Source organism: Motilimonas sp. E26, assembly GCF_021278025.1.
Lineage (GTDB): Bacteria > Pseudomonadota > Gammaproteobacteria > Enterobacterales > CBDFNC01 > Motilimonas.
The window spans coordinates 148,049-173,100 of the sequence record NZ_JAIBHJ010000003.1 but is presented as its reverse complement, the minus strand read 5'-3'; the positions used below and the strand labels follow the sequence as shown (position 1 = coordinate 173,100).

Annotated in this window: 22 protein-coding genes and 6 tRNA genes; 24 read left to right on the top strand and 4 right to left on the bottom strand. The window is 44.2% G+C overall.

Annotated elements, in window-relative coordinates; genetic code table 11:
• Window positions 1-9: 9 nt before the first annotated feature.
• The 7 genes from ychF (at window position 10) to K1M91_RS03630 (ending at window position 2,103) form a co-directional block, all read left to right on the top strand.
• Window positions 10-1,101, top strand: a complete 1,092-nt coding sequence (gene ychF, locus K1M91_RS03660) for a redox-regulated ATPase YchF (RefSeq protein ID WP_232800193.1) — start codon at window positions 10-12, stop codon at window positions 1,099-1,101.
• A gap of 312 nt (window positions 1,102-1,413) precedes the next feature.
• Window positions 1,414-1,490 (top strand) — tRNA-Met (locus tag K1M91_RS03655).
• 30 nt (window positions 1,491-1,520) lie between these two features.
• Window positions 1,521-1,605 (top strand) — tRNA-Leu (locus K1M91_RS03650).
• 84 nt (window positions 1,606-1,689) lie between these two features.
• A tRNA-Gln gene (locus tag K1M91_RS03645) sits at window positions 1,690-1,764 on the top strand.
• A 44-nt stretch (window positions 1,765-1,808) separates the two neighbouring features.
• Window positions 1,809-1,883: transfer RNA gene (locus tag K1M91_RS03640), tRNA-Gln, on the top strand.
• Between the two features lie 43 nt (window positions 1,884-1,926).
• Window positions 1,927-2,003 (top strand) — tRNA-Met (locus K1M91_RS03635).
• A gap of 15 nt (window positions 2,004-2,018) precedes the next feature.
• Window positions 2,019-2,103, top strand: a tRNA-Leu gene (locus K1M91_RS03630).
• A gap of 122 nt (window positions 2,104-2,225) precedes the next feature.
• Here K1M91_RS03630 and K1M91_RS03625 read toward each other — a convergent pair.
• On the bottom strand, window positions 2,226-3,392 hold the full coding sequence (locus K1M91_RS03625; protein WP_232800192.1) for an FAD-dependent oxidoreductase: 1,167 nt from the start codon (window positions 3,390-3,392) through the stop codon (window positions 2,226-2,228).
• Window positions 3,393-3,574: 182 nt separating this feature from the next.
• Between K1M91_RS03625 and miaB the strand changes: the two genes are divergently transcribed.
• From miaB to lipA, 17 genes are all read left to right on the top strand, one after another.
• Window positions 3,575-5,008, top strand: a complete 1,434-nt coding sequence (gene miaB, locus K1M91_RS03620) for a tRNA (N6-isopentenyl adenosine(37)-C2)-methylthiotransferase MiaB (protein WP_232800191.1) — start codon at window positions 3,575-3,577, stop codon at window positions 5,006-5,008.
• A gap of 10 nt (window positions 5,009-5,018) precedes the next feature.
• Complete coding sequence (locus tag K1M91_RS03615) at window positions 5,019-6,080, top strand: PhoH family protein (RefSeq protein ID WP_232800190.1); 1,062 nt, start codon at window positions 5,019-5,021, stop codon at window positions 6,078-6,080.
• Entirely contained in the window at window positions 6,064-6,528 is a 465-nt protein-coding gene (ybeY, locus tag K1M91_RS03610; RefSeq protein WP_232800189.1) for an rRNA maturation RNase YbeY, read from the top strand. Before K1M91_RS03615 ends, ybeY begins: the two co-directional genes overlap by 17 nt.
• A 2-nt stretch (window positions 6,529-6,530) precedes the next feature.
• On the top strand, window positions 6,531-7,412 hold the full coding sequence (gene corC, locus K1M91_RS03605; protein WP_232800188.1) for a CNNM family magnesium/cobalt transport protein CorC: 882 nt from the start codon (window positions 6,531-6,533) through the stop codon (window positions 7,410-7,412).
• 48 nt (window positions 7,413-7,460) lie between these two features.
• Window positions 7,461-8,987, top strand: coding sequence for an apolipoprotein N-acyltransferase (gene lnt / locus K1M91_RS03600; protein ID WP_232800187.1), 1,527 nt, complete (start codon window positions 7,461-7,463; stop codon window positions 8,985-8,987).
• A gap of 183 nt (window positions 8,988-9,170) precedes the next feature.
• The gene (leuS, locus tag K1M91_RS03595; protein WP_232800186.1) at window positions 9,171-11,750 is read left to right on the top strand and encodes a leucine--tRNA ligase; all 2,580 of its coding nucleotides are present in this window, start codon (window positions 9,171-9,173) and stop codon (window positions 11,748-11,750) included.
• Window positions 11,751-11,764: 14 nt separating this feature from the next.
• Window positions 11,765-12,256, top strand: coding sequence for an LPS assembly lipoprotein LptE (gene lptE / locus K1M91_RS03590; protein ID WP_232800185.1), 492 nt, complete (start codon window positions 11,765-11,767; stop codon window positions 12,254-12,256).
• A complete protein-coding gene (holA, locus tag K1M91_RS03585; RefSeq protein ID WP_232800184.1) occupies window positions 12,257-13,285 on the top strand; it encodes a DNA polymerase III subunit delta in 1,029 nt (342 codons plus the stop codon). It begins immediately after the preceding gene.
• Window positions 13,251-13,943 (top strand): nicotinate-nucleotide adenylyltransferase, encoded by a 693-nt coding sequence (nadD, locus tag K1M91_RS03580; RefSeq protein WP_232800183.1) that lies wholly within the window; start codon window positions 13,251-13,253, stop codon window positions 13,941-13,943. The genes holA and nadD overlap by 35 nt, the downstream gene beginning before the upstream one ends.
• Window positions 13,944-14,079: 136 nt before the next feature.
• Window positions 14,080-14,418 (top strand): ribosome silencing factor, encoded by a 339-nt coding sequence (gene rsfS, locus K1M91_RS03575; protein WP_232800182.1) that lies wholly within the window; start codon window positions 14,080-14,082, stop codon window positions 14,416-14,418.
• Window positions 14,415-14,885: a 23S rRNA (pseudouridine(1915)-N(3))-methyltransferase RlmH gene (gene rlmH / locus K1M91_RS03570; RefSeq protein WP_232800181.1), complete on the top strand. Its 471-nt coding sequence runs from the start codon at window positions 14,415-14,417 to the stop codon at window positions 14,883-14,885. Before rsfS ends, rlmH begins: the two co-directional genes overlap by 4 nt.
• Window positions 14,886-14,888: 3 nt before the next feature.
• On the top strand, window positions 14,889-16,841 hold the full coding sequence (gene mrdA, locus K1M91_RS03565; RefSeq protein ID WP_232800180.1) for a penicillin-binding protein 2: 1,953 nt from the start codon (window positions 14,889-14,891) through the stop codon (window positions 16,839-16,841).
• Window positions 16,841-17,944 carry a rod shape-determining protein RodA gene (gene rodA / locus K1M91_RS03560; RefSeq protein WP_232800179.1) on the top strand — a complete coding sequence of 368 codons (1,104 nt, stop codon included), beginning with the start codon at window positions 16,841-16,843 and terminating at the stop codon, window positions 17,942-17,944. The genes mrdA and rodA overlap by 1 nt, the downstream gene beginning before the upstream one ends.
• A gap of 258 nt (window positions 17,945-18,202) precedes the next feature.
• Window positions 18,203-19,375 carry a serine hydrolase gene (locus K1M91_RS03555; protein WP_232800178.1) on the top strand — a complete coding sequence of 391 codons (1,173 nt, stop codon included), beginning with the start codon at window positions 18,203-18,205 and terminating at the stop codon, window positions 19,373-19,375.
• Between the two features lie 336 nt (window positions 19,376-19,711).
• The gene (ybeD, locus tag K1M91_RS03550) at window positions 19,712-19,981 is read left to right on the top strand and encodes a DUF493 family protein YbeD (protein ID WP_232800177.1); all 270 of its coding nucleotides are present in this window, start codon (window positions 19,712-19,714) and stop codon (window positions 19,979-19,981) included.
• 34 nt (window positions 19,982-20,015) lie between these two features.
• Entirely contained in the window at window positions 20,016-20,663 is a 648-nt protein-coding gene (gene lipB, locus K1M91_RS03545; RefSeq protein WP_232800176.1) for a lipoyl(octanoyl) transferase LipB, read from the top strand.
• Window positions 20,660-21,625 carry a lipoyl synthase gene (gene lipA, locus K1M91_RS03540; protein ID WP_232800175.1) on the top strand — a complete coding sequence of 322 codons (966 nt, stop codon included), beginning with the start codon at window positions 20,660-20,662 and terminating at the stop codon, window positions 21,623-21,625. Before lipB ends, lipA begins: the two co-directional genes overlap by 4 nt.
• Before the next feature lie 83 nt (window positions 21,626-21,708).
• On the opposite strand, the gene proB is transcribed toward lipA, so the two are convergent.
• The 3 genes from proB to frsA form a co-directional block, all read right to left on the bottom strand.
• Window positions 21,709-22,812, bottom strand: coding sequence for a glutamate 5-kinase (proB, locus tag K1M91_RS03535; protein ID WP_232800174.1), 1,104 nt, complete (start codon window positions 22,810-22,812; stop codon window positions 21,709-21,711).
• Window positions 22,813-22,978: 166 nt separating this feature from the next.
• Window positions 22,979-23,380 (bottom strand): sigma factor-binding protein Crl, encoded by a 402-nt coding sequence (gene crl, locus K1M91_RS03530; RefSeq protein WP_232800173.1) that lies wholly within the window; start codon window positions 23,378-23,380, stop codon window positions 22,979-22,981.
• Between the two features lie 366 nt (window positions 23,381-23,746).
• The gene (frsA, locus tag K1M91_RS03525; protein WP_232800172.1) at window positions 23,747-25,009 is read right to left on the bottom strand and encodes an esterase FrsA; all 1,263 of its coding nucleotides are present in this window, start codon (window positions 25,007-25,009) and stop codon (window positions 23,747-23,749) included.
• Between the last annotated feature and the right edge of the window lie 43 nt (window positions 25,010-25,052).

Here is a 25,052-nt window from a genome sequence, read left to right as displayed (position 1 = left end):
TAAACACTCATGGGTTTTAAATGTGGCATCGTTGGTCTTCCTAATGTAGGTAAATCAACTCTATTTAATGCATTAACACAAGCAGGCATCGAAGCGGCTAACTTTCCATTTTGTACGATTGAGCCAAACACAGGTGTAGTTCCTGTGCCTGACCTACGCCTTGACGCCCTATCTGAGATCGTTAAGCCACAACGCGTGATCCCAACATCAATGGAATTTGTTGATATTGCAGGCCTAGTCGCAGGTGCATCAAAAGGCGAAGGCTTAGGTAATAAGTTCCTTGCTAACATTCGTGAAACAGATGCCATTGGCCATGTTGTACGTTGCTTTGAAAATGACAATATCGTTCATGTTACAGGTAAAGTAGACCCAGCTGATGATATCGATACGATCAATACTGAATTAGCACTAGCTGATTTAGACAGCTGTGAAAAAGCCTTAATCCGCGTGGCGAAAAAAGCCAAAGGCGGCGACCAAGATGCTAAATTTGAAATCACCGTACTTGAAAAAATTAAAGCGCACCTTGAAGAAGGTGAAATGATCCGCAGTCTAGGCCTAGAAAAAGAAGAAACAGCAGCCGTTGCGTACATGAACTTCCTCACAGGTAAGCCCACCATGTACATCGCTAACGTCAATGATGATGGCTTTGAAAACAACCCTTACCTAGATATCGTTAAAGCCATTGCAGAAAAAGAAAATGCCGTGGTGGTAGCAGTGTGCGCTGAAATCGAAAATGAAATCGCTGAGCTAGACGAAGACGAGAAAAAAGAGTTTATGGACGAAATGGGCTTAGAAGAGCCTGGCCTAAACCGCGTTATCCGCTCAGGTTACGAATTATTAGAGCTGCAAACCTACTTTACTGCAGGTGTAAAAGAAGTGCGCGCTTGGACCTTCCCGAAAGGCTCTACTGCACCACAAGCCGCTGGTAAGATTCATACCGATTTTGAAAAAGGCTTTATCCGCGCAGAAATTATTGGCTACGACGATTACATTCAATTCAAGGGCGAGTCTGGCGCAAAAGAAGCCGGGAAATGGCGTCAAGAAGGTAAAACATACGTCGTTAAAGATGGCGACGTAATTCACTTCTTATTTAACGTTTAAGTTAATCTAAGCCGCAGATTAGATAAGCCTCGCACTGCGAGGCTTTTTTGTATCTGGATAAAAAACTATTGACGCTTAGCGCCAGTATCAGCGTATCTCGCTTTCGCTAGCAGCCGCAATGCGGGAGATCTTCATCTTTATCTAATAGTCGATTAACAAATCACCAAACTGGCAAGCTAGCGTTTAATTTATAGGCACACAGAAGAAAACTCGCTTTTTTTTACTAAAAAACTATTGACGCTTAGCGCCAGTATCAGCATAATGCGCCCCGCAACGACGAACAGGGCTTCAAAACCTTGAACGGAAAAGCACGGCTACATAGCTCAGCTGGTTAGAGCACATCACTCATAATGATGGGGTCCCAAGTTCAAATCTCGGTGTAGCCACCATTTCTTTTTAGTTCAACTGAAAAGACAGATGCGGAAGTGGTGAAATTGGTAGACACGCTAGATTTAGGTTCTAGTGCCGCAAGGTGTGAGAGTTCAAGTCTCTCCTTCCGCACCATTTATTAGAAGCTAAGCTTTTAATAAACATCAAAGTAAATAACTTTGATCCGTGTGAGATTATTACACGTAAAACTCAAAAAATAGGGATATCGCCAAGCGGTAAGGCACCGGGTTTTGATCTCGGCATTCTGAGGTTCAAATCCTCATATCCCTGCCAAATTCTGATTGAATGATGAATATCATTGATCAAAAAGTTACAACAGGGATATCGCCAAGCGGTAAGGCACCGGGTTTTGATCTCGGCATTCTGAGGTTCAAATCCTCATATCCCTGCCAATTTATTCTGAGAGTTCACTTTCAGACTAAAGCAAAAAAGAATGGCTACATAGCTCAGCTGGTTAGAGCACATCACTCATAATGATGGGGTCCCAAGTTCAAATCTCGGTGTAGCCACCATTCTTTCTTTGCACTGCGGAAGTGGTGAAATTGGTAGACACGCTAGATTTAGGTTCTAGTGCCGCAAGGTGTGAGAGTTCAAGTCTCTCCTTCCGCACCATTTAGTGTCCCTCTTAAAGCTTATTCATAGCCAGCTTCAGCATATTTCAGTTTCATCAAAAATCACCTTAGCGTCTTATATACCCAATCAACTCTTTTTTATTTCAACACAACGACAGACCCTTACAGGCCCATCGCGTATTTCATTACTTTATTTTTTATTGGCCCTGAATGTTGTGCCAAGGTAAGGCCAAATTCACGCAGTGATTTAACCCCAGGTAAGCGACTACTAAAGCCTTTATAAAACACATCCATTGCCGATTGCATCAGCAAGTTATCACCGCGACGTTGTTGCTGATAAGCCGCTAATGCTTGTCTTTTATCAAATGGCGATGCCAATGCACTCGCATTTAACACGCCCACTAAAGCGGCCACATCTTTGAAGCCTAGGTTGACCCCCTGCCCTGCTAATGGGTTGATGGTATGCGCGGCATCCCCGATCAACACCACACTATCAGCATAATATTTTTGAGCATGTTGGCGAGTTAATGGAAACGCAGCGGCTTGTAACACCTCAAAATCAAAATCTAGTTGCGCAAACTCGGCTAAAATTGCTTTTTTTAATTCTGGTTTAGAAAGCTGAGATAAACGACGAATATCTGCTGTTTGATGATACCAAGCTAACGACGCTTGATTTCCAGCAAGGGGTAAAAATGCTCTTGGTCCAGTGGGAACAAACTCTTGCCAAGTTATGTCTTGCTGGTCTTGGGCCATTGCAATATTAATCAACATACATTGCTGACGATAATCCCAAGCCGTCAAGCCAATACCGGCATGTTGGCGACAAAAAGATTGCCCGCCATCGGCTGCAATTAACAATTGAGCTTGGTATTTCTCACCACTCGCCAGTGTCACTTCTACTCCAGCGCTATTATTTTCAAAACGCTGAATTTGTTCAGGGTTAAGTAAGGTTATCGATGGCTGCTCTGCCATGGCCTGCCATAATGCCGTTTGCACCACGTTATTTTCCACGATATAGCCCAATACATCAGCGCCAATATCATTGGCATTAAAGGTGAGCGCCTTGCCACCTTGCTGCTGCGTCGATAAGCGTCGATAAGGGCATAACCGCATGGTAGTAATGGCATCCCATACACCGGCATGAATAAGCAACTCTTGACTGGCGACACTGATTGCCGATACCCGTAGATCCATCACTTGCTTAGGATCAAAGCTCGGCGCGGCTGCCGCTTCCACCAAGGTCACTTGAATACCTTGTTTCGCTAGCATCAAGGCGGTCGTCGCTCCCACCATGCCACCACCATTTATCATCACTTGAGTCGTCTTCATCACTGTCCCTGACACTGTCTCAACTTTATTATTTGGCGCTATCTTAACGAAAATAAGCGTTTGCATAAATGCGTAAGATCGCCCTGCATACTTTTTACACTTATCAGCTAGCAAGGCCAGACCGAAATCAGTAGAATGTGTCCTCTTTTTTAGTTGTCCAGTTGATAGAGCAGTTGCAGCACATGAGCAAAAAACTTCATATAAAAACTTGGGGCTGTCAGATGAATGAATATGATTCATCAAAAATGGCAGATCTCTTAGACGCCACCCATGGTTACACCTTAACGGAAGAGCCTGAAGAGGCGGATGTATTGCTACTCAATACCTGCTCAATTCGTGAAAAAGCCCAAGAAAAAGTATTTCATCAACTTGGTCGCTGGAAAAACCTGAAAGAAGCAAAACCAGGCTTAGTAATTGGTGTTGGTGGTTGTGTCGCCTCGCAAGAAGGTAAAGCCATCCGTGAGCGTGCGCCATACGTAGACATCGTATTTGGTCCACAGACCTTACATCGCCTACCAGAAATGATTAAGAAAGTGCAAACCGAAGACAACTCCTCGGTGGTGGATGTTTCTTTTCCTGAAATTGAAAAGTTTGACCGTTTACCCGAGCCGAGAGCGGAAGGGGCCAGCGCATTTGTTTCAATTATGGAAGGCTGCTCGAAATACTGTACTTTCTGCGTGGTGCCTTACACCCGCGGTGAAGAAGTCAGTCGTCCTCTTGATGACGTACTGTACGAAATCGCGCAATTAGCCGAACAAGGCGTGCGTGAAGTCAACTTACTCGGTCAAAACGTAAACGCGTATCGCGGCGCCACCTTTGATGACCAAATTTGTAGCTTTGCAGAATTACTGCGTTACGTGGCCGCTATTGACGGCATTGATCGCATTCGTTACACCACCAGTCATCCCATTGAGTTCACTGATGATATCGTAGAAGTGTATGCCGACACCCCTGAGGTCGTCAGCTTTTTACATCTACCTGTGCAAAGTGGCGCCGACCGTATCTTAAATTTGATGAAGCGTGGCCATACCGCTATCGAGTACAAATCGACTATTCGCAAATTGCGCAAAGCGCGCCCAGATATCACCATCAGCTCTGACTTCATCATTGGCTTCCCAGGCGAAACTCAAGAAGACTTTGAGCAAACCATGAAGCTGATTAGCGATGTAAACTTTGATCACAGCTTTAGCTTTATTTACAGCGCTCGTCCCGGTACCCCAGCCGCCGACTTACCTGATGATGTGTCAGAAGATGAGAAAAAACAGCGTCTGTATATTTTGCAAGATCGCATCAACCAACAAGCGATGCAGATCAGCCGTCAAATGCTAAACACCACACAACGTATTTTAGTTGAAGGGCCATCGAAAAAGAATCCATTAGAGCTACGTGGTCGTACTGAGAACAACCGTGTGGTTAACTTTGAAGCGTCGCACAAGTTCATCGGTCAATTTGTTGATGTCAACATCGTCGACGTATACGCTAACTCATTACGCGGTGAGTTTATTCGCGGTGAAGACGAAATGAACCTTCGTGAATCAATTCGCCCTGCTGACATTATTCGTAAAAACCCAAACCATACAGACCATTTAGGTGTGGGTTCTTTTACACCAAATTAGAGAGTTAATATTGAGCACAACACTAGAAAAAATTGAATTTGCCTTAGCCCCGGCTGATCCTGAGCGACTCGCTAACCTTTGCGGCCCATTTGATGACAACATTAAACAAATAGAGCGTCGCTTAGGGGTGGAAATCACTTATCGCAACCACGACTTTAAAGTCGTGGGTAAAGCGCTAAATGCTAATGCTGCCCGCACTATCGTCAAGCAACTATATATCGAGACTCAGCCAGTAAAAGGCAAAGCCGCCGATATCCTGCCGGATCAAGTGCACCTAGCAATTCAAGAGTCAAAAGTGTTAGAGCAAGGCGCTCACGAACAAGCGTCTTTTCATAAAACCATTAATATCAAAACTAAACGTGGTGTGGTTAAGCCACGTGGTGAAAACCAAACTAACTATGTCACAAATATTTTAACTAATGACATTAGTTTTGGTATTGGTCCTGCGGGCACCGGTAAAACCTACCTTGCCGTTGCTTGTGCGGTGGACGCGCTAGAGCGCCAAGAAGTACGCCGCATACTGCTTACTCGTCCAGCAGTCGAGGCGGGTGAAAAATTGGGCTTTTTACCTGGCGATTTATCACAAAAGGTCGATCCCTACTTGCGCCCTTTATATGACGCACTATTTGAAATGCTCGGTTTTGAAAAAGTAGAGCGTTTAATTGAACGTAACGTGATTGAAATCGCCCCACTCGCTTACATGCGTGGTCGTACCCTCAATGATGCCTTCGTCATTTTAGATGAAAGCCAAAATACCACCGTAGAACAAATGAAAATGTTCTTAACCCGTATTGGCTTTAATACCAAAGCGGTGGTGACTGGTGACATCACGCAAGTGGATTTACCGCGCCATGTTAAATCAGGCCTGCGCCACGCCATTGAAGTTCTTCCTAACGTAGAAGAAATCGGCTTTAGTTTTTTCCAAGCTGAAGATGTGGTACGTCATCCTGTTGTCGCAAGAATCGTGCAGGCTTATGAAGCATTTGAGCAGCATGAGCAAGCGCAAGAGTTAGCACTGAAACGTAAACGCGAAGCAGCCAGAGCCGAGGCAAAAAATGCCAGTGATTCTTGATTTACAACTGGCCTGTAACGACGAAAGTCACTTACCAAGTGTTACAGACATTGAAACTTGGCTAAATGCCACCATATCGTTAGATGAAGCAGAGCTTACCGTTAGAATTGTTGACAACGAAGAAAGTCAGCGCCTAAATTGTGACTACCGTGGAAAAGACAAACCGACCAACGTGTTATCTTTTCCCTTTGAAGCGCCTCCAGGTATTGAATTACCCTTACTTGGAGATTTAGTAGTGTGTAAGCAAGTGGTTGAACAAGAAGCTCAAGAGCAAAACAAGCCATTAATGGCCCATTGGGCGCACATGCTTGTTCACGGCAGTTTACATTTGCTAGGTTATGACCACATTGAAGATGATGAAGCCGAAGAAATGGAAGGGTTAGAAACCCAAATTATGCAGCAGCTCGGTTTCATCGACCCTTATATTAGTGAAAAGGAAGAAAAATAAGCATGAGTGACGATATTCCCCAGCCCAACGGTTCTGCTAAAAAGAGCTGGTTAACTAAATTCAGTCAGCTGTTCCAAGCAGAGCCGAAGAGTCAGGAAGATCTTGTTGGTGTGATCCAAGATGCTAACCAACGTGACTTAATAGATCAAAATACTGCTGAAATGATCGAAGGGGTTTTAGACGTATCAAAAATGCGCGTAAGGGATATCATGATCCCTCGCTCCCAGATGGTCACCATAGAAAAGAGCCAGACCGTAGAATCTTTTTTACCCATCGTTATTGAATCCGCCCACTCGCGCTTTCCCGTTATCAATGAAGATAAAGATCATATCGAAGGCATTATGCTCGCCAAAGATTTGATCAGTTACGGCTTTGCTAAACAACATGAAGACTTTTCTTTAGCGCAAATTTTACGCCCTGCCGTGGTAGTACCTGAAAGCAAACGCCTTGATAAATTACTGAAAGAATTCCGTTCCGAACGTTACCACATGGCTATCGTGGTAGATGAATATGGCGGCGTGTCAGGTTTAGTCACGATTGAAGATATTTTAGAACTGATAGTCGGTGAAATTGAAGATGAAACCGATGCTGAAGACGATAACCAAGCCGATATTCGTAAAATTAGCAAACGTCATTATTCGGTGCGCGCATTGACGCCAATTGAAGACTTTAACGATCAGTTTAAAGTTAAGTTTGCCGATGATGAGCAAGATACTATCGGTGGCATGGTCATGCATGCTTTTGGTCACTTACCTGCTCGAGGTGAAAGCATTGAAATTGATGGTTTTACTTTTAAAGTCGTAAGTGCTGATAAACGTCGTTTGATCCAGCTGCAAGTAAAATTACCCGAGGAAGTGTCAGAGTCCTTAGCTGAGTCAGAATAACCTTTGCTATGGCTACTTAGGTAGCCATTTTTTAAGTGAACAATAAACGTGAACAAATCCAATCCTTGGCTTCAATACCTATGCGCCTTTCTGCTAGGTAGTATCGCTCCCCTTGCATTCGCCCCCTATTCCCTATGGCCTGTTGTTTTTGTCAGTTTAACGGGCTTTTTATTCCTTATTGATGGCCGCAGCGCAAAAATGGCGGCAAAACTGGGTTTCAGCTATGCCATGGGCATGTATGCCTTTGGTATCACTTGGATCCACGTCAGTATGGATTTATTTGGCGGCATGCCAGCAGTGGCTACTTGGGCACTAATGGCCCTGCTTTGTGCCTATCTCGCCATATTTACCTTGCTCACCGGCTATGTCGCGCAACGCTTTAAAGTCTCTTTAAAATGGCAGTATTGGCTATTAATGCCGGTCACTTGGCTCATTTTTGATTGGCTTCGCGGCCACTTTATGACTGGTTTTCCTTGGCTTTGGTTGGGATATAGCCAAATTGATTCGCCGCTAGCAGGCTTTGCGCCCATTTTTGGTGTACAAGGCATCACCCTCGCAATCTTATTAATTTGTGGCTCTTTGGTAATTGCCATCAAGAGTAAAACTTGGCTTTGGCCAGCAAGCTTAATTGTCGCACTATTCACGGCTGGCGGTTATTTGAACAACCAAACCTTCACGCAGCCTTTACCCGTCGCGAAAGTGGCATTAGTGCAAGGCAATATCGACCAAAACTTAAAGTGGCAAGACGAGCAACTGTGGCCTTCGTTAAAGCTTTACTACGAGCTAAGCCAGATCCAAGAGGAGCTCGACTTAATTATTTGGCCTGAATCTGCGATTGCCGCTCTTGAACTTAACGTTGAGCCCTTCTTAGTTAGACTCAACCAAGACATGAATGACCGAGGCACCAGCTTAATTACTGGAATTATCGAATACCGTAAGACGGAAAAAACTTACTATAATACCTTAATCGCGTTAGGTGATACGCCCCTAGAGCACGATTATGAGCCAGACCATACTAACCGCTATGCCAAACATCACTTACTGCCTATTGGCGAGTTTGTGCCGTTTGAAGATTGGCTGCGCCCACTAGCCCCCTACTTTGATTTACCTATGTCATCGTTCAATCGTGGCGACTATGTGCAAAGCAATTTATTAACTAAAAAGAATAAGATTGCCCCCGCAATTTGCTATGAGATAGCGTACTCTGAGCAACTTAGGCAAAACATTCTCGACGATACCAGTATGATTTTAACCGTGAGCAATGATGCTTGGTTTGGCGACTCAAATGGCCCACATCAGCATTTAGAAATAGCCCAAATGCGCGCCTTAGAATTTGGCCGTCCAGTGTTGCGCGCAACCAATACCGGCATCACCGCCTTTATCGATCATCATGGCAACATTACCTCGCGTGCTGAGCAGTTTAAAACCCAAGTGATCACGCAAGATGTGGTGCCCATGACCGGTCAAACCCCATATGGCCGTTTTGGTTCATGGCCACTTATTGTTTGGGTCTGCAGTATATTCAGCTTATGTATTTGGCGTCATTTTCGTATTGAGCGGAAAATTAGCGGATAATTCAACCTCACTTCAGCCAAAAGGTCACAAGCCTTTTTGGCTGAGCCCACTTTTCCATGCCCCTCTTTGCTATTTTTAACCAATAAACTCAAGCTCAGCGTACTCCCTTATTGTTGCCTTGCCCTTGCTACTGTATCCTATGCCGATAAATTTTAACCCTATCGATATGCGGACAAATATCATATGCAAGAGCAATACAATCCCAAGGACATAGAAACAAAAATTCAACAGCAGTGGGAAACTGACAATAGTTTCAAAGTTGAAGTAGATGAAAGCAAAGAAAAGTTTTACTGCCTCTCTATGTTCCCTTATCCAAGTGGCCGACTGCATATGGGCCATGTTCGCAACTACACCTTAGGTGACGTGGTGTCACGCTACCAACGCATGCAAGGTAAAAATGTATTACAGCCTATGGGTTGGGATGCGTTTGGCTTGCCTGCAGAAAACGCGGCAATCAACAATAATACCGCGCCAGCAAAGTGGACCTACGAAAATATCGAATACATGAAAACGCAATTAAAACAATTGGGTTTTGGTTACGATTGGGATCGTGAGCTAGCCACTTGCCGCCCAGAATACTACCGTTGGGAACAATGGTTTTTCACTAAATTGTATGAAAAAGGCCTAGTGTACAAAAAAATGTCCACGGTAAACTGGGATCCAGTCGATCAAACGGTTCTGGCTAATGAGCAAGTGATTGACGGCCGGGGCTGGCGCTCAGGAGCCTTAGTTGAGCAAAAAGATATTCCGCAATGGTTCATTAAAATTACCGATTACGCGCAAGAGTTACTTGATGACTTAGACCAGCTAGATGAGTGGCCTGAGCAAGTAAAAACCATGCAACGTAACTGGATAGGCCGTTCTGAAGGCGTTGAAATGACGTTTGGCCTTGAAGGCCGTGATGACACCTTTGATATCTACACTACCCGTCCTGACACAGTCATGGGTGTCACTTATGTGGGCGTTGCTGCGCAGCATCCACTGGCTTTAGAAGCGGCAGAAAATAATCCTCAACTAGCGGCGTTTATTGAAGAATGTAAAAATGCCAAAGTCGCTGAAGCAGACATGGCGACAATGGAAAAGAAAGGCTTCGATACCGGCCTTAAAGCCATTCATCCTATTACCGGTGAATCCGTCCCTGTGTACGCCGCTAACTTCGTATTAATGGGCTATGGCTCAGGTGCGGTAATGGCGGTTCCGGCACATGACCAACGCGATTACGAGTTTGCTAAACAATACGGCCTAGCCATTAAAGCCGTGATAAAGCCTATTGATGGTGAGTCTGATATTTCAGAGCAAGCTTACACGGAAAAAGGCACTTTATTTAACTCTGGCGAGTTTGACGGTCTTGATTTTCAAGGTGCAGTAGACGCCATTGCAACAAAACTAGAAAACGCAGGAAAAGGTAAGAAAACCGTTAACTTCCGTTTACGTGACTGGGGTGTTTCACGTCAGCGTTACTGGGGCACGCCAATCCCAATGCTGAATCTTGAAAACGGTGACGTGGTACCTGTACCAGAAGATCAACTACCGGTTAAACTACCTGAAGATGTCGTAATGAATGGCGTTACTTCGCCAATCAAAGCCGACCCTGAATGGGCAAAAACCACTTATAACGGCGAAGCGGCTTTTCACGAAACCGACACCTTTGATACGTTCATGGAATCAAGCTGGTACTACGCCCGTTACTGCTGTGCCAACAATGATCAAATGATGTTAGACCCAAAAGAAGCCAACTACTGGCTCCCAGTGGATCAATACATCGGCGGCATTGAACACGCCATCTTGCATTTATTGTATTCACGTTTTTTCCATAAACTATTGCGTGATACTGGCCTTGTTGAATCAGACGAGCCGTTTAAAAAGCTACTAACCCAAGGCATGGTGTTGGCTGATGCCTTCTATTATGAAGACGCTAAAGGCGGCAAAGTATGGGTTTCGCCCCTTGACGTTGATGTGCAACGTGATGAAAAAGGTCGCATTACCCAAGCGCAAACCAAAGACGGTAAAGAAGTGATTTACACCGGCATGAGCAAAATGTCGAAGTCGAAAAACAACGGCATCGACCCACAAGTCATGGTGGATAAATACGGCGCCGATACCGTGCGTTTATTTATGATGTTTGCCGCACCAGCGGAGCAAACCTTAGAATGGCAGGACTCAGCCGTAGAAGGCTCACTGCGCTTCTTAAAACGCGTGTGGAAATTAGCTCATGAACATATCAGTGCTGGTGCCGCACCAGCCCTTGATGTGGCTAGCCTAAATAACGCGCAAAAAGACCTGCGCCGCGAGCTACACAAAACCATCGACAAAGTGTCTGATGATATTGGCCGTCGTCAAACCTTCAACACCGCGATTGCCGCGGTCATGGAATTGATGAACAAGCTAACCAAAGCGCCACAACAAGCCGAGCAAGATCGCGCCCTAATGCAAGAAGCATTAGAAGCCATTGTTCGCTTACTTGCGCCTATTACTCCTCATATCAGTGCAGAGCTTTGGCAAGACTTAGGTCATCAAGGTAATGTTGAAGCCGCGCCTTGGCCAGTGGCTGATGCTAAAGCCATGATTGAAGACACGAAAACAGTTGTGGTGCAAGTTAACGGTAAACTGCGTAGCAAATTAACTGTTGCCGCTGATGCTGACCAGGCTAGTGTGGAAGCACTTGCTAAAAGCGATGAAAATGTCAGCAAGTTCCTAGACGGCAACACTATACGTAAAGTGATTTACGTCCCTGGTAAGCTACTTAATATTGTTGCTAATTAATTAGTTGAGGCTCAATGTCGATATTAAAAAAGGCTAGCCTCGCGCTAGCCACACTTATCTTAGTTAGCGCCTGCGGGTTTACCCCCAAAGGCCAGGTTATTTCTCGCGCCGATATTAATAGTGTGTATTTATCTACACCCGATCCTTATGGGCAATTAACCCGAGAAATAGAACAGCAGCTTAGGTTTGCCAATATCGACATTTTAAGCCAGCCTGACGAACAAATGTATCAATTGCGCGTCGGCGGTGAGCAACAAAGTCGACGCACTATTTCTTTATACGACAATGCCCAAAGCGCTGAATATGAACTGGGCTATTCACTGCAATATCAAATAGTGCGCCCTAACAAAGAGCCACTCAGTTTCACCATTAATATTCATCGTGATTTTTTGGAAAACCCAGAACAAGCCTTAGCTTCATCGCGTGAAGCCGAGTTAATGCTAAGTGAAATGCGAGAAACAGCAGCGCAGCGTATTGTTCGCCGCTTAACCACTCTGGAGCCCTAAGTGAGGGTTTACCCTGAAGCACTTGGCCAACATTTAAAAAAACTAAAGGGCTATTATTTAGTCTTTGGTGATGAACACCTTATCCGCCTTGAAGCCTTAAAGGCAATTCAACAAGTCGCCGCGCAAGCAGGATTTGTTGAGCATCACCAATTTAGCACCGAAGGGGGGCTAAATTGGGACCAAGTATTTGATTGTGCTAGTGCGATGTCATTGTTTTCCAACCAGCAATTGATCAGTATCGAGCTAGATAAAACCGACAAAACCATCACTGATGCATTACTTGAGCTCGCGCAACTGAACAACCCAGATACCATCTTTATTATTCATGGCAATAAGCTCAGCTTGCAACAAATGAAAGCAAAGTGGTTTGTCGCAATGGATGGCGCAGGAATCAATGTCCCCACTAATCATCCTGATAGTAAACATTTCCCGCAATGGATGTATCGTCGCTTAACTCAAGCAGGACTCAGCGCCAATAAAGATATAGTCAACTTTATGTGCCGCAACTTTGAAGGCAATTTATTAGCTTGTGCGCAAGAAATAGAAAAGCTCTCACTGCAATTCGGCCAGCAGCCCCTTACTTTGCAAGACATTGCCAATAATATAACCGGACATACGCATTTTGGTATCTTTCAGTGGCTAGACACACTGTTCGCGGGCAAGGTAAATCGAGCTCAACGCATGCTTCAGCAGCTACAAGAAGAGGGCTCCGACATTATTTTATTGAGTGGCACACTCAACAACGAAATCAAAAAACTGCTCGATTATCAGTATCAACTCAATAACGGCGTTCCCTTTGCGCAACTAATGAAGAATGCCCGGGTATGGAGTAGCAAGCAAGCACTGATCCAGCAAGCACTAAACCGCCTCAGCAGCCAACAACTAGAGCATATGCTAGGGTTATGTTGCCAGCTTGAGCTTAGTATTAAAACGCAATATGACCAAAACAGCTGGCCAATATTGCAAATGATCTGTGTTTTATTTCAAGGAAAAAGTGCACAGCAATATGACCTTACCGCTATCAATTAATCCCCCAGCAACAACCGCTCAACTAACAGCACCGATTGCTATTATGGGGGGGTCATTTAACCCTATTCACTTCGGTCACCTGCGCCCTGCCCTTGAACTGCAACAGCAACTAGGCTTGGCACAAGTGAAGCTGATGCCCAATCATGTGGCGCCTCATAAAAGTCATGGTTATAGCAGCACCGAGCAGCGTTGTGACATGATCCAAGCAGCCATCGCAGATATGCCCGCGCTTTGCTTAGACATGACTGAATTATCACTGCCTCAGCCTAACTATACGGTAGCCACCTTAATTGCATTACGTGCAGCAAACCCCAATACCCCGCTGTGCTTTATTATTGGTATGGATTCGTTTATTAACCTACCGACTTGGCATCGTTGGTTGGAATTACTCGACTATTGTCATTTAATTGTTTGTCAGCGCCCAGGCTGGCAGCAGCAATATAGTGAGTCACTGCAACAGCATATTTTGCCCAAGCAAACCTCGGATATCAGCCAACTCCATCAACGTAAACATGGCTTACTCTATTTTACTCAAGTGACGCAGTTAGATATAAGTTCAAGTAAAATTAGACAGTTACGACAACAGCAACAATCAATAAAATACCTGTTGCCTGATAGCGTGATCCAGTACATCGAAGACAACCAATTGTATTGCTAGTCAGTGCACCTAGACACACTTAGGCTTGCTGTTCAATGATCGGTCACTATTTTGCTGCCATTTAAATATAGAAAGCTTAATCCCCTCGCATGATCATGTTAGAATGCCGCCCTTAAATAAATGAGAGGAAATACCATTGCAAGCAGAAGCGTTACGACAATTCGTTATTGATAAAATTGAAGACCTAAAAGGTCGTGATTTAACGATTTTAGATGTACAAGGTAAATCAACCCTAACAGACTACATGGTAGTATGCTCTGGTAACTCAAAACGCCATGTTATTTCGATTGCGGAAAATCTATATACCGAAGCAAAACGTGCTGGCAACAAGCCATTAGGTATGGAAGGCCAAGATACCGGTGAGTGGGTGTTGGTTGACCTAGGTGATATCGTAGTCCATGTCATGCAAGATGAAACCCGTGATTTCTATCAGCTTGAAAAGCTGTGGAGCGAAGCGAGCGAAAGCAACGAATGAAAATCCAATTAGTGGCCGTAGGCAGTAAAATGCCAGACTGGGTTGAACGCGGTTATCAAGAATATGCCCGCCGTTTCCCTCATGATATGCCACTAGAGCTGATTGAAATTGCCGCTGGGAAAAGAGGTAAAAATGCCGACATTAAGCGCATTTTACATAAAGAGGGCGAGCTCACTTTAGCCGCAATTCCCAAAAGCAATCGCATTGTTACTTTAGAAGTAACCGGCAAACCTTGGGATACCCCAATGTTGGCCAAACAACTAGAAGTATGGAAACATGATGGCAGGGATGTCAGCTTATTAATCGGTGGGCCAGAAGGGCTTGCACCAGCTTGTATTGCCGCCTCCGAACAAAAATGGTCACTTTCTCCATTAACTCTCCCTCACCCATTAGTTAGGGTGGTCGTTGCAGAGTCTTTATACCGTGCTTGGAGCGTGACGACTAACCATCCCTACCATAGAGAGTAATTGATGAATCAATCCAACATAGCGATGCGAGATCATAGTGCCGAATCAGCTCTATTTGTCCGTCGCGTTGTGGTCAGTATTGTATTTGTGTTGGCATTGATTTCAGTTCTTTTTCTAAACCTTTATTACTTACAAGTAGAATCATTTCAGGTTTATAAAACTCGCTCTAATGATAACCGCATTAATGTACTGCCTGTCGCGCCAAACCGTGGTCTGATATACGATCGAAATGGCGTCTTATTAGCAGAAAATCGGCCGATCTTCAGTTTAGAAATTACCATCGAAAAAATAGATGACCTGGATAAAACCGTCACTGAACTCGCTGAACTACTCGGGCTAGATCAGGATGATATTGATAATTTTTACAAACAAAAAAAACGCCAACGCCGCTTCAAGCCGGTCGCATTGGTGAACCGTCTAACCACCGAGCAAGCTGCTTTGTTCAGTGTCAATCAGCATAAATATCATGGCGTCAATATTGAAGCTTACTTAAAGCGTTACTACCCTCACGGCGATACTTTGACACACACCTTAGGTTACGTTGGAAAGATCAATGATAAAGACGTAATCCGCCTAGAAAAAGAAGGAAAAACAGCAACCTATGCAGCAACCAGAGACATAGGAAAACAAGGCGTAGAGCGTTACTATGAAGAAATGCTTCATGGCGTGCCGGGTTATCAAGAAGTGGAAGTGAATAACCGCGGCAAAATCATCCGCGTGTTGAAATTTGTGCCACCAGAGCCGGGCAAAGATATTTATCTTAATATTGATTTGGCCATGCAGCGCAAAGCACAAAAACTGCTTGATGGTCGTCGCGGCTCAGTGGTGATGATCGACGCTAAAGATGGTGGCGTGCTCGCCATGGTATCAAGCCCAAGTTATGACCCCAATTTATTTGTACATGGTATCAGCAGTAAAAACTATAATGAACTGCTGCATTCTTTTAGCCGGCCATTAATTAATCGCGCCACTCAAGGTCGCTACCCACCTGCCTCGACCATCAAAATGCAAATGTCATTGTTGGGTTTAAATGAAGGCACCATCACACCACAAACCAAAATTTGGGATCCCGGCTCATGGCAAATTCCCAACACATCTAAGCGTTTTCGTGATTGGAAACGTTGGGGACACGGCTGGGTCGATGTATATCACGCCATTGAGCAAAGCTGCGATACTTTTTTTTATGACTTGATCTACCAAGTGGGGATTGATAAAACCAGCGCCTTTATGAAACAGTTCGGCTTTGGTGATTACACCGGAATTGACATAGCAGAAGAAACAACCGCTGTGATGCCATCCCGTGGTTGGAAGCGCGCTCGATTTAATCAGCCTTGGTATCAAGGTGACACTATTTCAATTGGTATTGGCCAAGGGTATTGGACAGCGACGCCAATACAATTAGCCCAAGCAACTGCAAATTTAGCACGACGAGGTGAAGTGATAGTGCCCCGTTTATTGAAATCTATTCGCACTGGCAATGGCTCGTTTGAAGTCCCACCCGATCGTAAAGCACCGATTGTGTTAAACAATGAAAGCTATTGGCAAGTGGCATTAGATGGCATGTATGGCGTAGTCAATAAGAAAACCGGTACCGCCAGAAAAGCTTTTGCTGATACTGAATATAAGGCGGCCGGTAAGTCAGGTACTGCTCAAGTGGTCAATATGAAAGAAGATGAAGTTTACGATGCCGATAAATTGGCTGAACACCATCGAGATAATGCCATGTTTGTTGCCTATGCCCCCTTTGAAAACCCTGAAGTGGTTACCTCTGTTGTTGTCGAAAACGCCGGCGGTGGTAGCTCTCACGCTGCCCCGGTTGCCAGAGCCATGTTCGATGCTTACTTTGCCGGGAAGAAGGCTGCCGATGAAGCGAAGCTATTTAACTTACCGCTAGTTGCTCCTCAGTCGATTGATAATGCTAACTTATTAGCCCCAACAGAAGCAGGAGCGCAATAATGGAGCGCCATCAAGAAAATACCATTTGGTACAAACTACATATCGACCTGCCCTTATTGTTGGGCATTTTAGGTTTGATGTGCATTAGTTTAATCGTGCTGTATTCAGCAGGTGGCCAAGACATGGACCTGATGTTTCGGCAAATAGTACGATTAGGGTTTGGTTTAGCAACCATGATTTTTATGGCGCAATTGTCCCCTAATTTTTATGCCCGCTGGGCGATGCCTGTATTTCTGGTCGGGGTAGCCTTATTGGTTGCGGTGTTGTTATTTGGTCATGTCGGCAAAGGTGCACAGCGCTGGATTAACCTTGGCTTTTTTATGTTTCAGCCTTCTGAAATAATGAAATTGGCGATGCCATTAATGGTTGCCAGCTATATCGGTAACAAGAGCTTGCCGCCGAGTTTAAAGCACACCTTTGTGGCTTGTGCCATCATTCTCACGCCGACGTTATTAATCGCTAAGCAACCCGATTTAGGCACTTCTTTATTAGTCGCTGCATCCGGAATTTTTGCGTTGTTTTTAGCGGGAGTAAACTGGAAATTAATTGGCGTAGCCGTAGCAGGCGCCTCGGCTTTTGCCCCTGTGTTGTGGTTCTTTTTAATGCACAACTATCAACGCCAGCGAGTATTAACCTTCTTAAATCCAGAAAGTGATCCGCTAGGCTCTGGTTATCATATTATTCAATCAAAAATTGCGATTGGCTCCGGTGGTATTTTCGGTAAAGGTTGGATGCAAGGTACGCAATCGCAACTCGACTTTTTGCCTGAGCGCCACACCGACTTTATATTCGCGGTTTTTTCTGAAGAATTTGGCTTAGTGGGCATCGCTTTGTTGTTAAGCTTATATATTTTTATCATTTGCCGGGGTTTGTTTATCGCCAGTCAAGGGCAAAGTGCGTTTAGTCGGTTAACCGCTGGCGCGCTAACACTCACTTTCTTTGTTTATGTTTTCGTTAACATTGGTATGGTTAGTGGGCTATTACCCGTTGTCGGTGTACCCTTGCCCCTGATAAGCTATGGCGGAACCTCAATGGTGACGTTGTTGGCTGGGTTTGGCATATTAATGTCAGTTCATACCCATAAGCGACTTTTAGCCAACTAAACCAAGAGTTAACAGGGATATTAACTTAAAAATGGCAGTTCAATTGAACGCTATGGCAACTTTATTGTCATAAACAATGGAATTTTAAGGGCTTGTATTTCTACTTGTGGCAACATTAAGCCATAACTAGCAATTAAAGCCTTGCTCATCTCTATCCAAAATTTATCGGATATGAGCCGTGAATCGAAAAATGTCTGCACTTCGATTTCGGGGATTTTTTTTCAGACAGCTTTATCAAATAAAGAGACCAGCATTTCCATGTCGATTATTGCAAAAATTACTCGAAAAACAGCCCTCCTTTGCTTATTCGTTAGCTTTAGTTCACTGGCGACACCTAGGGCTATTCCCAATGCTCCAACGATAGCGGCCAAAGGCTACCTATTGATTGATTATGATTCGGGAGAAGTTCTCGCGGGAAAAGATCAAGATGTCCCTATTCCACCAGCCAGCTTAACTAAAATGATGACTAGTTATGTTATCGGTCAAGAAATCAAAGCCGGTAATATTTCCCTTGATGACCAAGTAGTGATCAGTGAAAAAGCATGGTCAAAAAACTTCCCTGACTCATCTAAAATGTTTATAGAAGTGGGTAAGACAGTATCTGTTGCGGATTTAAATCGCGGCATTATTATCCAATCAGGAAACGATGCATGTGTCGCGATGGCTGAGCATATTGCGGGCAGTGAAGAAGCCTTTGCCGATCTAATGAATACTTGGGCTAAACAATTGGGAATGACAAATTCTCATTTTGAAAATAGCCATGGATTACATTCCGAAACACACAACACATCACCTATGGATATGGCGATTTTAGCCAAAGCTCTCATCCGTGATGTGCCTGAAGAATATGCTATTTACAAAGAAAAATCGTTCTCTTTTAACAACATTACACAATACAACCGCAACTCCTTGTTGTGGGATAAGAGCCTAAATGTCGATGGTATAAAAACTGGCCATACCAGCGATGCGGGTTATAGCTTGGTATCGTCAGCGACAAAAGATGGCATGCGCTTAATTGCCGTAGTAATGGGCACCAGCAGTGAGCAAGCTCGTAAAGAAGAGAGTAAAAAGCTACTAAACTGGGGCTTTCGTTTTTTTGAAACCTTAACGCCTTATAACGCGGGTGATAAGCTAGCATCAGAGCGTATTTGGATGGGTGACAAAGAATATGTAGATTTGGGAGTCATTGAAAGCACGCCCATTACTATTCCACGTGGCTCAGCTAAAAACCTAAAAGCAAATTTTGTACTGGATACTGAGCTCGCCGCGCCTATCGCCAAAGGCCAAGTCGTCGGCAAGGTGTTCTATGAAGTTGACAATGAAACCCTCGCTGAATTCCCTCTCGTTGCTTTGAATGATATCAACGAAGGTAGCTGGTTTAGCCGCTTAATGGATTACTTCCAATTATTATTTAAACGCTGGTTTGGTTAATCGGGACTTTACACCCAAGCAACCTCAAGATACGACATCCAGCATGCGAACAGCGTGCTGTTCAATGAAAATAAGCTTGCTAATGGCTGTGCCCTTTCAAACTTATTTGACGCAGTCGTGTTCGCATAGTGCCTTGCCTAACAGTGCAACGATTTTCGCTAAACAGGCATGTTGAAGTGGTTTGTGTATTAGCGCCCTGCGGGGCGCTTTTCATTACAGAACAACTCATTAAAACCCTGCAAAAAATGTGATATACCTCAACCTAGAGCTGAGGTAAAATTGCACACAATATCCCATTTGATGGGATTTGATTGATCAACTGAAGTGAAGTGAGCCATGTCATTAAATACACGATTCGATGAGTTTTTAGAATTCCCAAACGACTTTTTATTTAAAGTGGTAGGTCTAGCCCAAAAAGAGCTGCCCGATTTAGTCATGAATGTCTTACAACAACATGCTCCGGGTGATTACAGCCCAAAAATTCGTGCCAGTGCCAAAGGCACTTACCACACGGTTTCTGTTCGTGTCAGAGTTGAAAGCAAAGAGCATATCGAAACCTTATATACCGAACTGGGTAAAATAGAGATAGTTAGAACCGTACTTTAAATCTCATTCAATGTTATAAGCTACAGGAACGCCCTTGATTAGTAATAAACTGATTGTTAGACAATATCCTTTAAGCGAATACAGTCTTGTCTGGCAACAAATGAAAACGTTTACCGATGAACGGGGTGAGCAAGACAGTGATGAGATTTGGTTAGTACAACACCCTAGTGTATTTACACAAGGCCAAGCAGGTAAAGCTGAGCATGTATTAGTGCCGGGTGATATTCCTGTGGTCGCATCAGACCGTGGCGGCCAAGTCACCTATCATGGCCCCGGTCAACAAGTGGCTTATATACTGATCAATATTAAGCGCAAAGCCTTTGGCGTACGCGATTTGGTGAGCCATATTGAAAATGCCTTAATAGCGTTACTCAATCGTTACCACATTAACGCTTATGCCAAGCCCGATGCGCCGGGTGTATATATTGATGGCAAAAAAATAGCCTCTTTAGGGCTAAGGATCCGTAAAGGCTGTTCTTTTCACGGCTTAGCCTTAAACGTAGACATGGACTTAATGCCATTTCAGCGAATCAATCCTTGTGGTTACGCTGGTTTAGAAATGACCCAATTGCGCGACTTTACAGCTGATATTGATTTTACTTTAGTTCAGCAGCAACTAATTGATGAATTAACCCAACTTCTTGCTTATAGCGAGATTGAATGGACAGGGCCAAAACAATGAGCAAACCCAACAAACCCGTCGCAGGTGTAAAACTGAGAGATGCCGACAAGGTATCTTTGATCCCGGTAAAAGTAGTGCCGAGTGAAAAAGCCACCATGCTGAAAAAGCCTGATTGGATGAAGATAAAACTTCCAAGTTCAAGCGCGCGCATTCAAGAAATTAAAGATGCAATGCGAAAAAACAACTTACACTCTGTTTGTGAAGAAGCTTCTTGTCCCAACCTTTCCGAATGTTTCAATCACGGCACCGCAACCTTTATGATCTTGGGTGCCATTTGTACTCGCCGTTGTCCATTTTGTGATGTTGCCCATGGCCGCCCATTGCCACCCGCAGCAGAAGAGCCGACAAAATTGGCACAAACCATCAAAGACATGAAGCTTAAATACGTAGTGATCACTTCGGTAGACAGAGATGACTTACGTGATGGCGGCGCACAGCACTTTGCTGACTGCATCCGAGAGATCCGCGCACTTAACCCTGAGATTAAAATTGAAATTTTAGTCCCAGACTTTAAAGGCAGAATGGATCGCGCCTTAGAAATACTGAAAGATACACCACCCGATGTATTTAATCATAACTTGGAAACGGCGCCGCGCTTGTACAAAAAAGTACGTCCTGGTGCCGATTACCAATGGTCACTCACTTTGCTGCAACGCTTTAAACAGCTTCACCCAAATATACCGACCAAGTCAGGCGTAATGATGGGCCTAGGTGAAACGAATGAAGAAATCGAGCAAGTTATTAAAGACTTAAGTGCACACGGCGTGACGATGCTGACACTGGGTCAATACCTACAGCCAAGTCGTAACCATCTTGCTGTAGAGCGTTATGTGCCCCCTGCCGAGTTTGATGAACTGGGTGAAATCGCAAAACAAAATGGTTTTACTCATGCTGCATGTGGTCCTTTTGTTCGCTCCTCTTACCACGCCGACTTACAAGCAGCCGGTAAAGCCGTTAGCTAACGTTAGCCGCAGTAGGTAAGATCAAAAAAGCCAGTGCTGTTTAACACTGGCTTTTTTATTAGCATTCAAGCCCTACCCTATAGCTAGAGCACCACTAAATCATCGCGATGGATAGCTACCGAACCATAAACATAGCCTAAGGTTTTTTCGATATCTTCAGAATGTATGCCTTTAATCGCTTCTAGCTCGATACTAGAATAACGTGCAATACCACGAGCAATGACCTTACCCGTTTGACTCATCACTAAAATAACATCACCGCGGCCATAAGCACCCGCGACATGGGTGATTCCCTTAGGTAGTAAACTACTTCCCTTCGCAACGACAGCCGTCTCAGCCCCCGTGTCGATGGTAATTTGTCCAGCAGGTGGCGGCCCTGCTAAAATCCATTGTTTACGATGCTCTAGAGGCGACTTCTTCGAAAGAAATAAGGTGCCCAAAGATTCGCCTTCTGCCACACGTTTTATTACTTGCTCTTCATTGCCAGCTGCAATGACCACATCAATACCTGCGCGCATAGCAACATCAGCCGCTTGCAACTTAGTCGCCATGCCACCTGTGCCTAGCCCCGACACACTACCACCGGCAAGATGGCGAATTTCGTCCGTGATCTCAGTTATTTGTGATATTAACTTGGCATCTTTATTGGTGCGCGGATCGGCGGTAAATAAACCCGATTGATCGGTTAACAAAACAAGTAAATCGGCATCCGCCAAAATGGCCGCGAGCGCTGATAAATTATCGTTATCACCCACTTTAATTTCAGACGTCGCAACGGCATCGTTTTCATTAACGATCGGAATAATACGATGTTTAAGTAAAGTGCGCATGGTATCGCGCGCATTTAAGAAACGCTCACGATCATCTAAATCGGCGCGAGTTAATAACATTTGCCCAACGTGCAAGCCATAGATATTAAATAGGTTTTCCCAAGTTAAGATCAATTGACTTTGGCCTACTGCGGCTAACATTTGCTTGTTAGCCACAGTGGTGGGTAATTCATGCATGCCTAAATGCTCACGACCGGCGGCAACCGCACCTGAAGTCACGACAATCACCTGATGACCAGCATTGTGTAACTTAGCACATTGACGAACAAGCTCGACCATGTGGGCGCGATCTAATTTGGCACTACCACCAGTTAATACACTGGTGCCTAATTTGACTACTATGGTTTTTTTAAACATGAGGCTAGCTAATAATTATGTAAATAAAACGAATAAAATCGTACCGTTGTTCAATAATACCAAGTTTATTGGATGCTCACACCTGCTAAAAGACGACGAGATTAAATTCGAGTAGATAGGACTAAAAAAGAGCCAGCACAACCACTTAATGTGCTGGAAACCAAGGTTATGCCGCAGTTAATACGAGGTGGCTATCTAACGCTGAAGAGGGTTCTAAATCTAATTCAAACGTGTTTTCAACTAAATCCATCATTTTTTCATAGAACACTTGCAAAGAGCGGGTTACCTCAGCTTGATGCTTCTTTGGTATCGCTTTTTCTTGCCATTCACCAGTGACATCAAAAAAGCCATACTGGTAGTGATAGCTAAAACCCGTGTCGGTTTTTTTCAGCTCAAGCCACCAGCCATAAAACTCACGCTTATCTGGCTCAGCGTTGATTCCCACACACACAGCTAAGCAATCAAAAAAGAAATTTTCGTCATCACTTTTACCCACTCGGAAATATGGACCGATATCGGTAAATTTTTTCGTTATACGTCCCCGAGGCGGGAATTGCGTTTCAGACATACTTATTTGTCCCCATCAGAGTAAGAGAGTATACAAATATCGCATTATCTTAGTTGGTGCAACTTTAACCAGTCAGGAGCTAGATCTACCCCGCGTAAATTTATTAATAACTCAATAAGTCTGCTATTTAAACTAAAAATAGTAACCTAATAACCCCCAAGGCAAACACATAAATACTATTTAGCAATCAGTGATGTTTTCTGAGATGAAATCTGCCGCGAAGAAGCGGCAGTTAGGCCATCAACAGCTTCATAGGATGGTTTGACGGCGTTTGGTATGAGAGTATGTCACGCTATTCGCGATATATTCTTACACTCATGGGCGAGCACTGAATAAACACCGTTTCAGAAACATTTGGCTTAATACTTATCTGTCTAATAGGTATTGTTTAAGCCACTCTGCAGCTTGATCGAGTGCACGATAATAAGATTTAAAAATTGGCGGCTGATTAATAATAATAGACTCGCCAGCTAAGCTGCCACGAGCAATCATTTTTATGTCGACTTCAGGGCAAATAAGATCTTCGGCATGACCAATGCTCAACAGCGGTACTTTAGTGCGACTGCGGCCAAGTAAACCTTGCCGAGAAAGAGAGAACACCTTGCAACGCTGAAATAATAACTCATGGTCTTCACTGGTTAATCCCATACGGTTGGCAATGGTGTCTAACATCATTTGCGGCAATAACTTAAACCGTTCAGGTTCAATAAATAATTTATCCACCGCGCCACCGACACTCACTGCGGCTTTGATACTAAATGGCTCAATATACGCTAAGCGAGTGACCAGGTTGGCGCCCAAGCGTCCGCCTAATAAAGCAATATTGTCATAATCAACCCAAGGGACCTTTTTCAGGTGAGCGATAACCGCTTGTAAAACTTGAGTACTATCTTGCTCAAGTTTAGCGCTACTGGCAAAGCCTAACCCGGGCATATCAACGGTCAACATCGCTAAACCCGCGGGGGCTAAATTGCGCTCAAACAGCTTGTAATATTCAATTTGCATGGTGTCTATTGCACCACACACTATCACCACAGGCGAAATTTGATCTTCTTGAGCTAAGTGCAAATAACAGTGAATCGTTTTACCTTTATAAGGCACATCAATGATGCGTAATGGGTTAGGGAGTAACTTCCCCATTTCTCGATAACATAAATTAGCTAATGTGTGTGCTTGTAACGCCAGCTCATCACCTTTTAAATGCGGATAACCAGATACCGCATAATATTGAGACGCCATATAAAAAGCATGCCGAGCCAGTTCAAATTGCTCATTAGCAAGTGCGTCTTTGGCTTTATGCTGCCAAACCGCTCCTGGCTGACTCCACTCATATGTCCAGTTACCTTTACGATAATCGGTTACCGTATCCAATAGATCATCTCGAGTACGTGTTTGCTTAGACATGGCAATTTTTGCCAAAATCGCTTCAACCTCTATTGGATCAATCCCCTGCCACGCCCACTGCGCACGTCTTAATAGTCGATACCAACCAGGGGTATTGTCGTTGTCCATCATTGCACCAACAGGGCTATTTGATGGCTGCTTCGCCTTTGGGTTACTGATGGTAGAAGTTTCAGGGTAATTAAACTTAATTTTAAATAGTTTTTCTGAGAGATTTTGGCTCGACATATAACACACTAATGTAGTGAAGTTGGTGATTAAATTATACGTG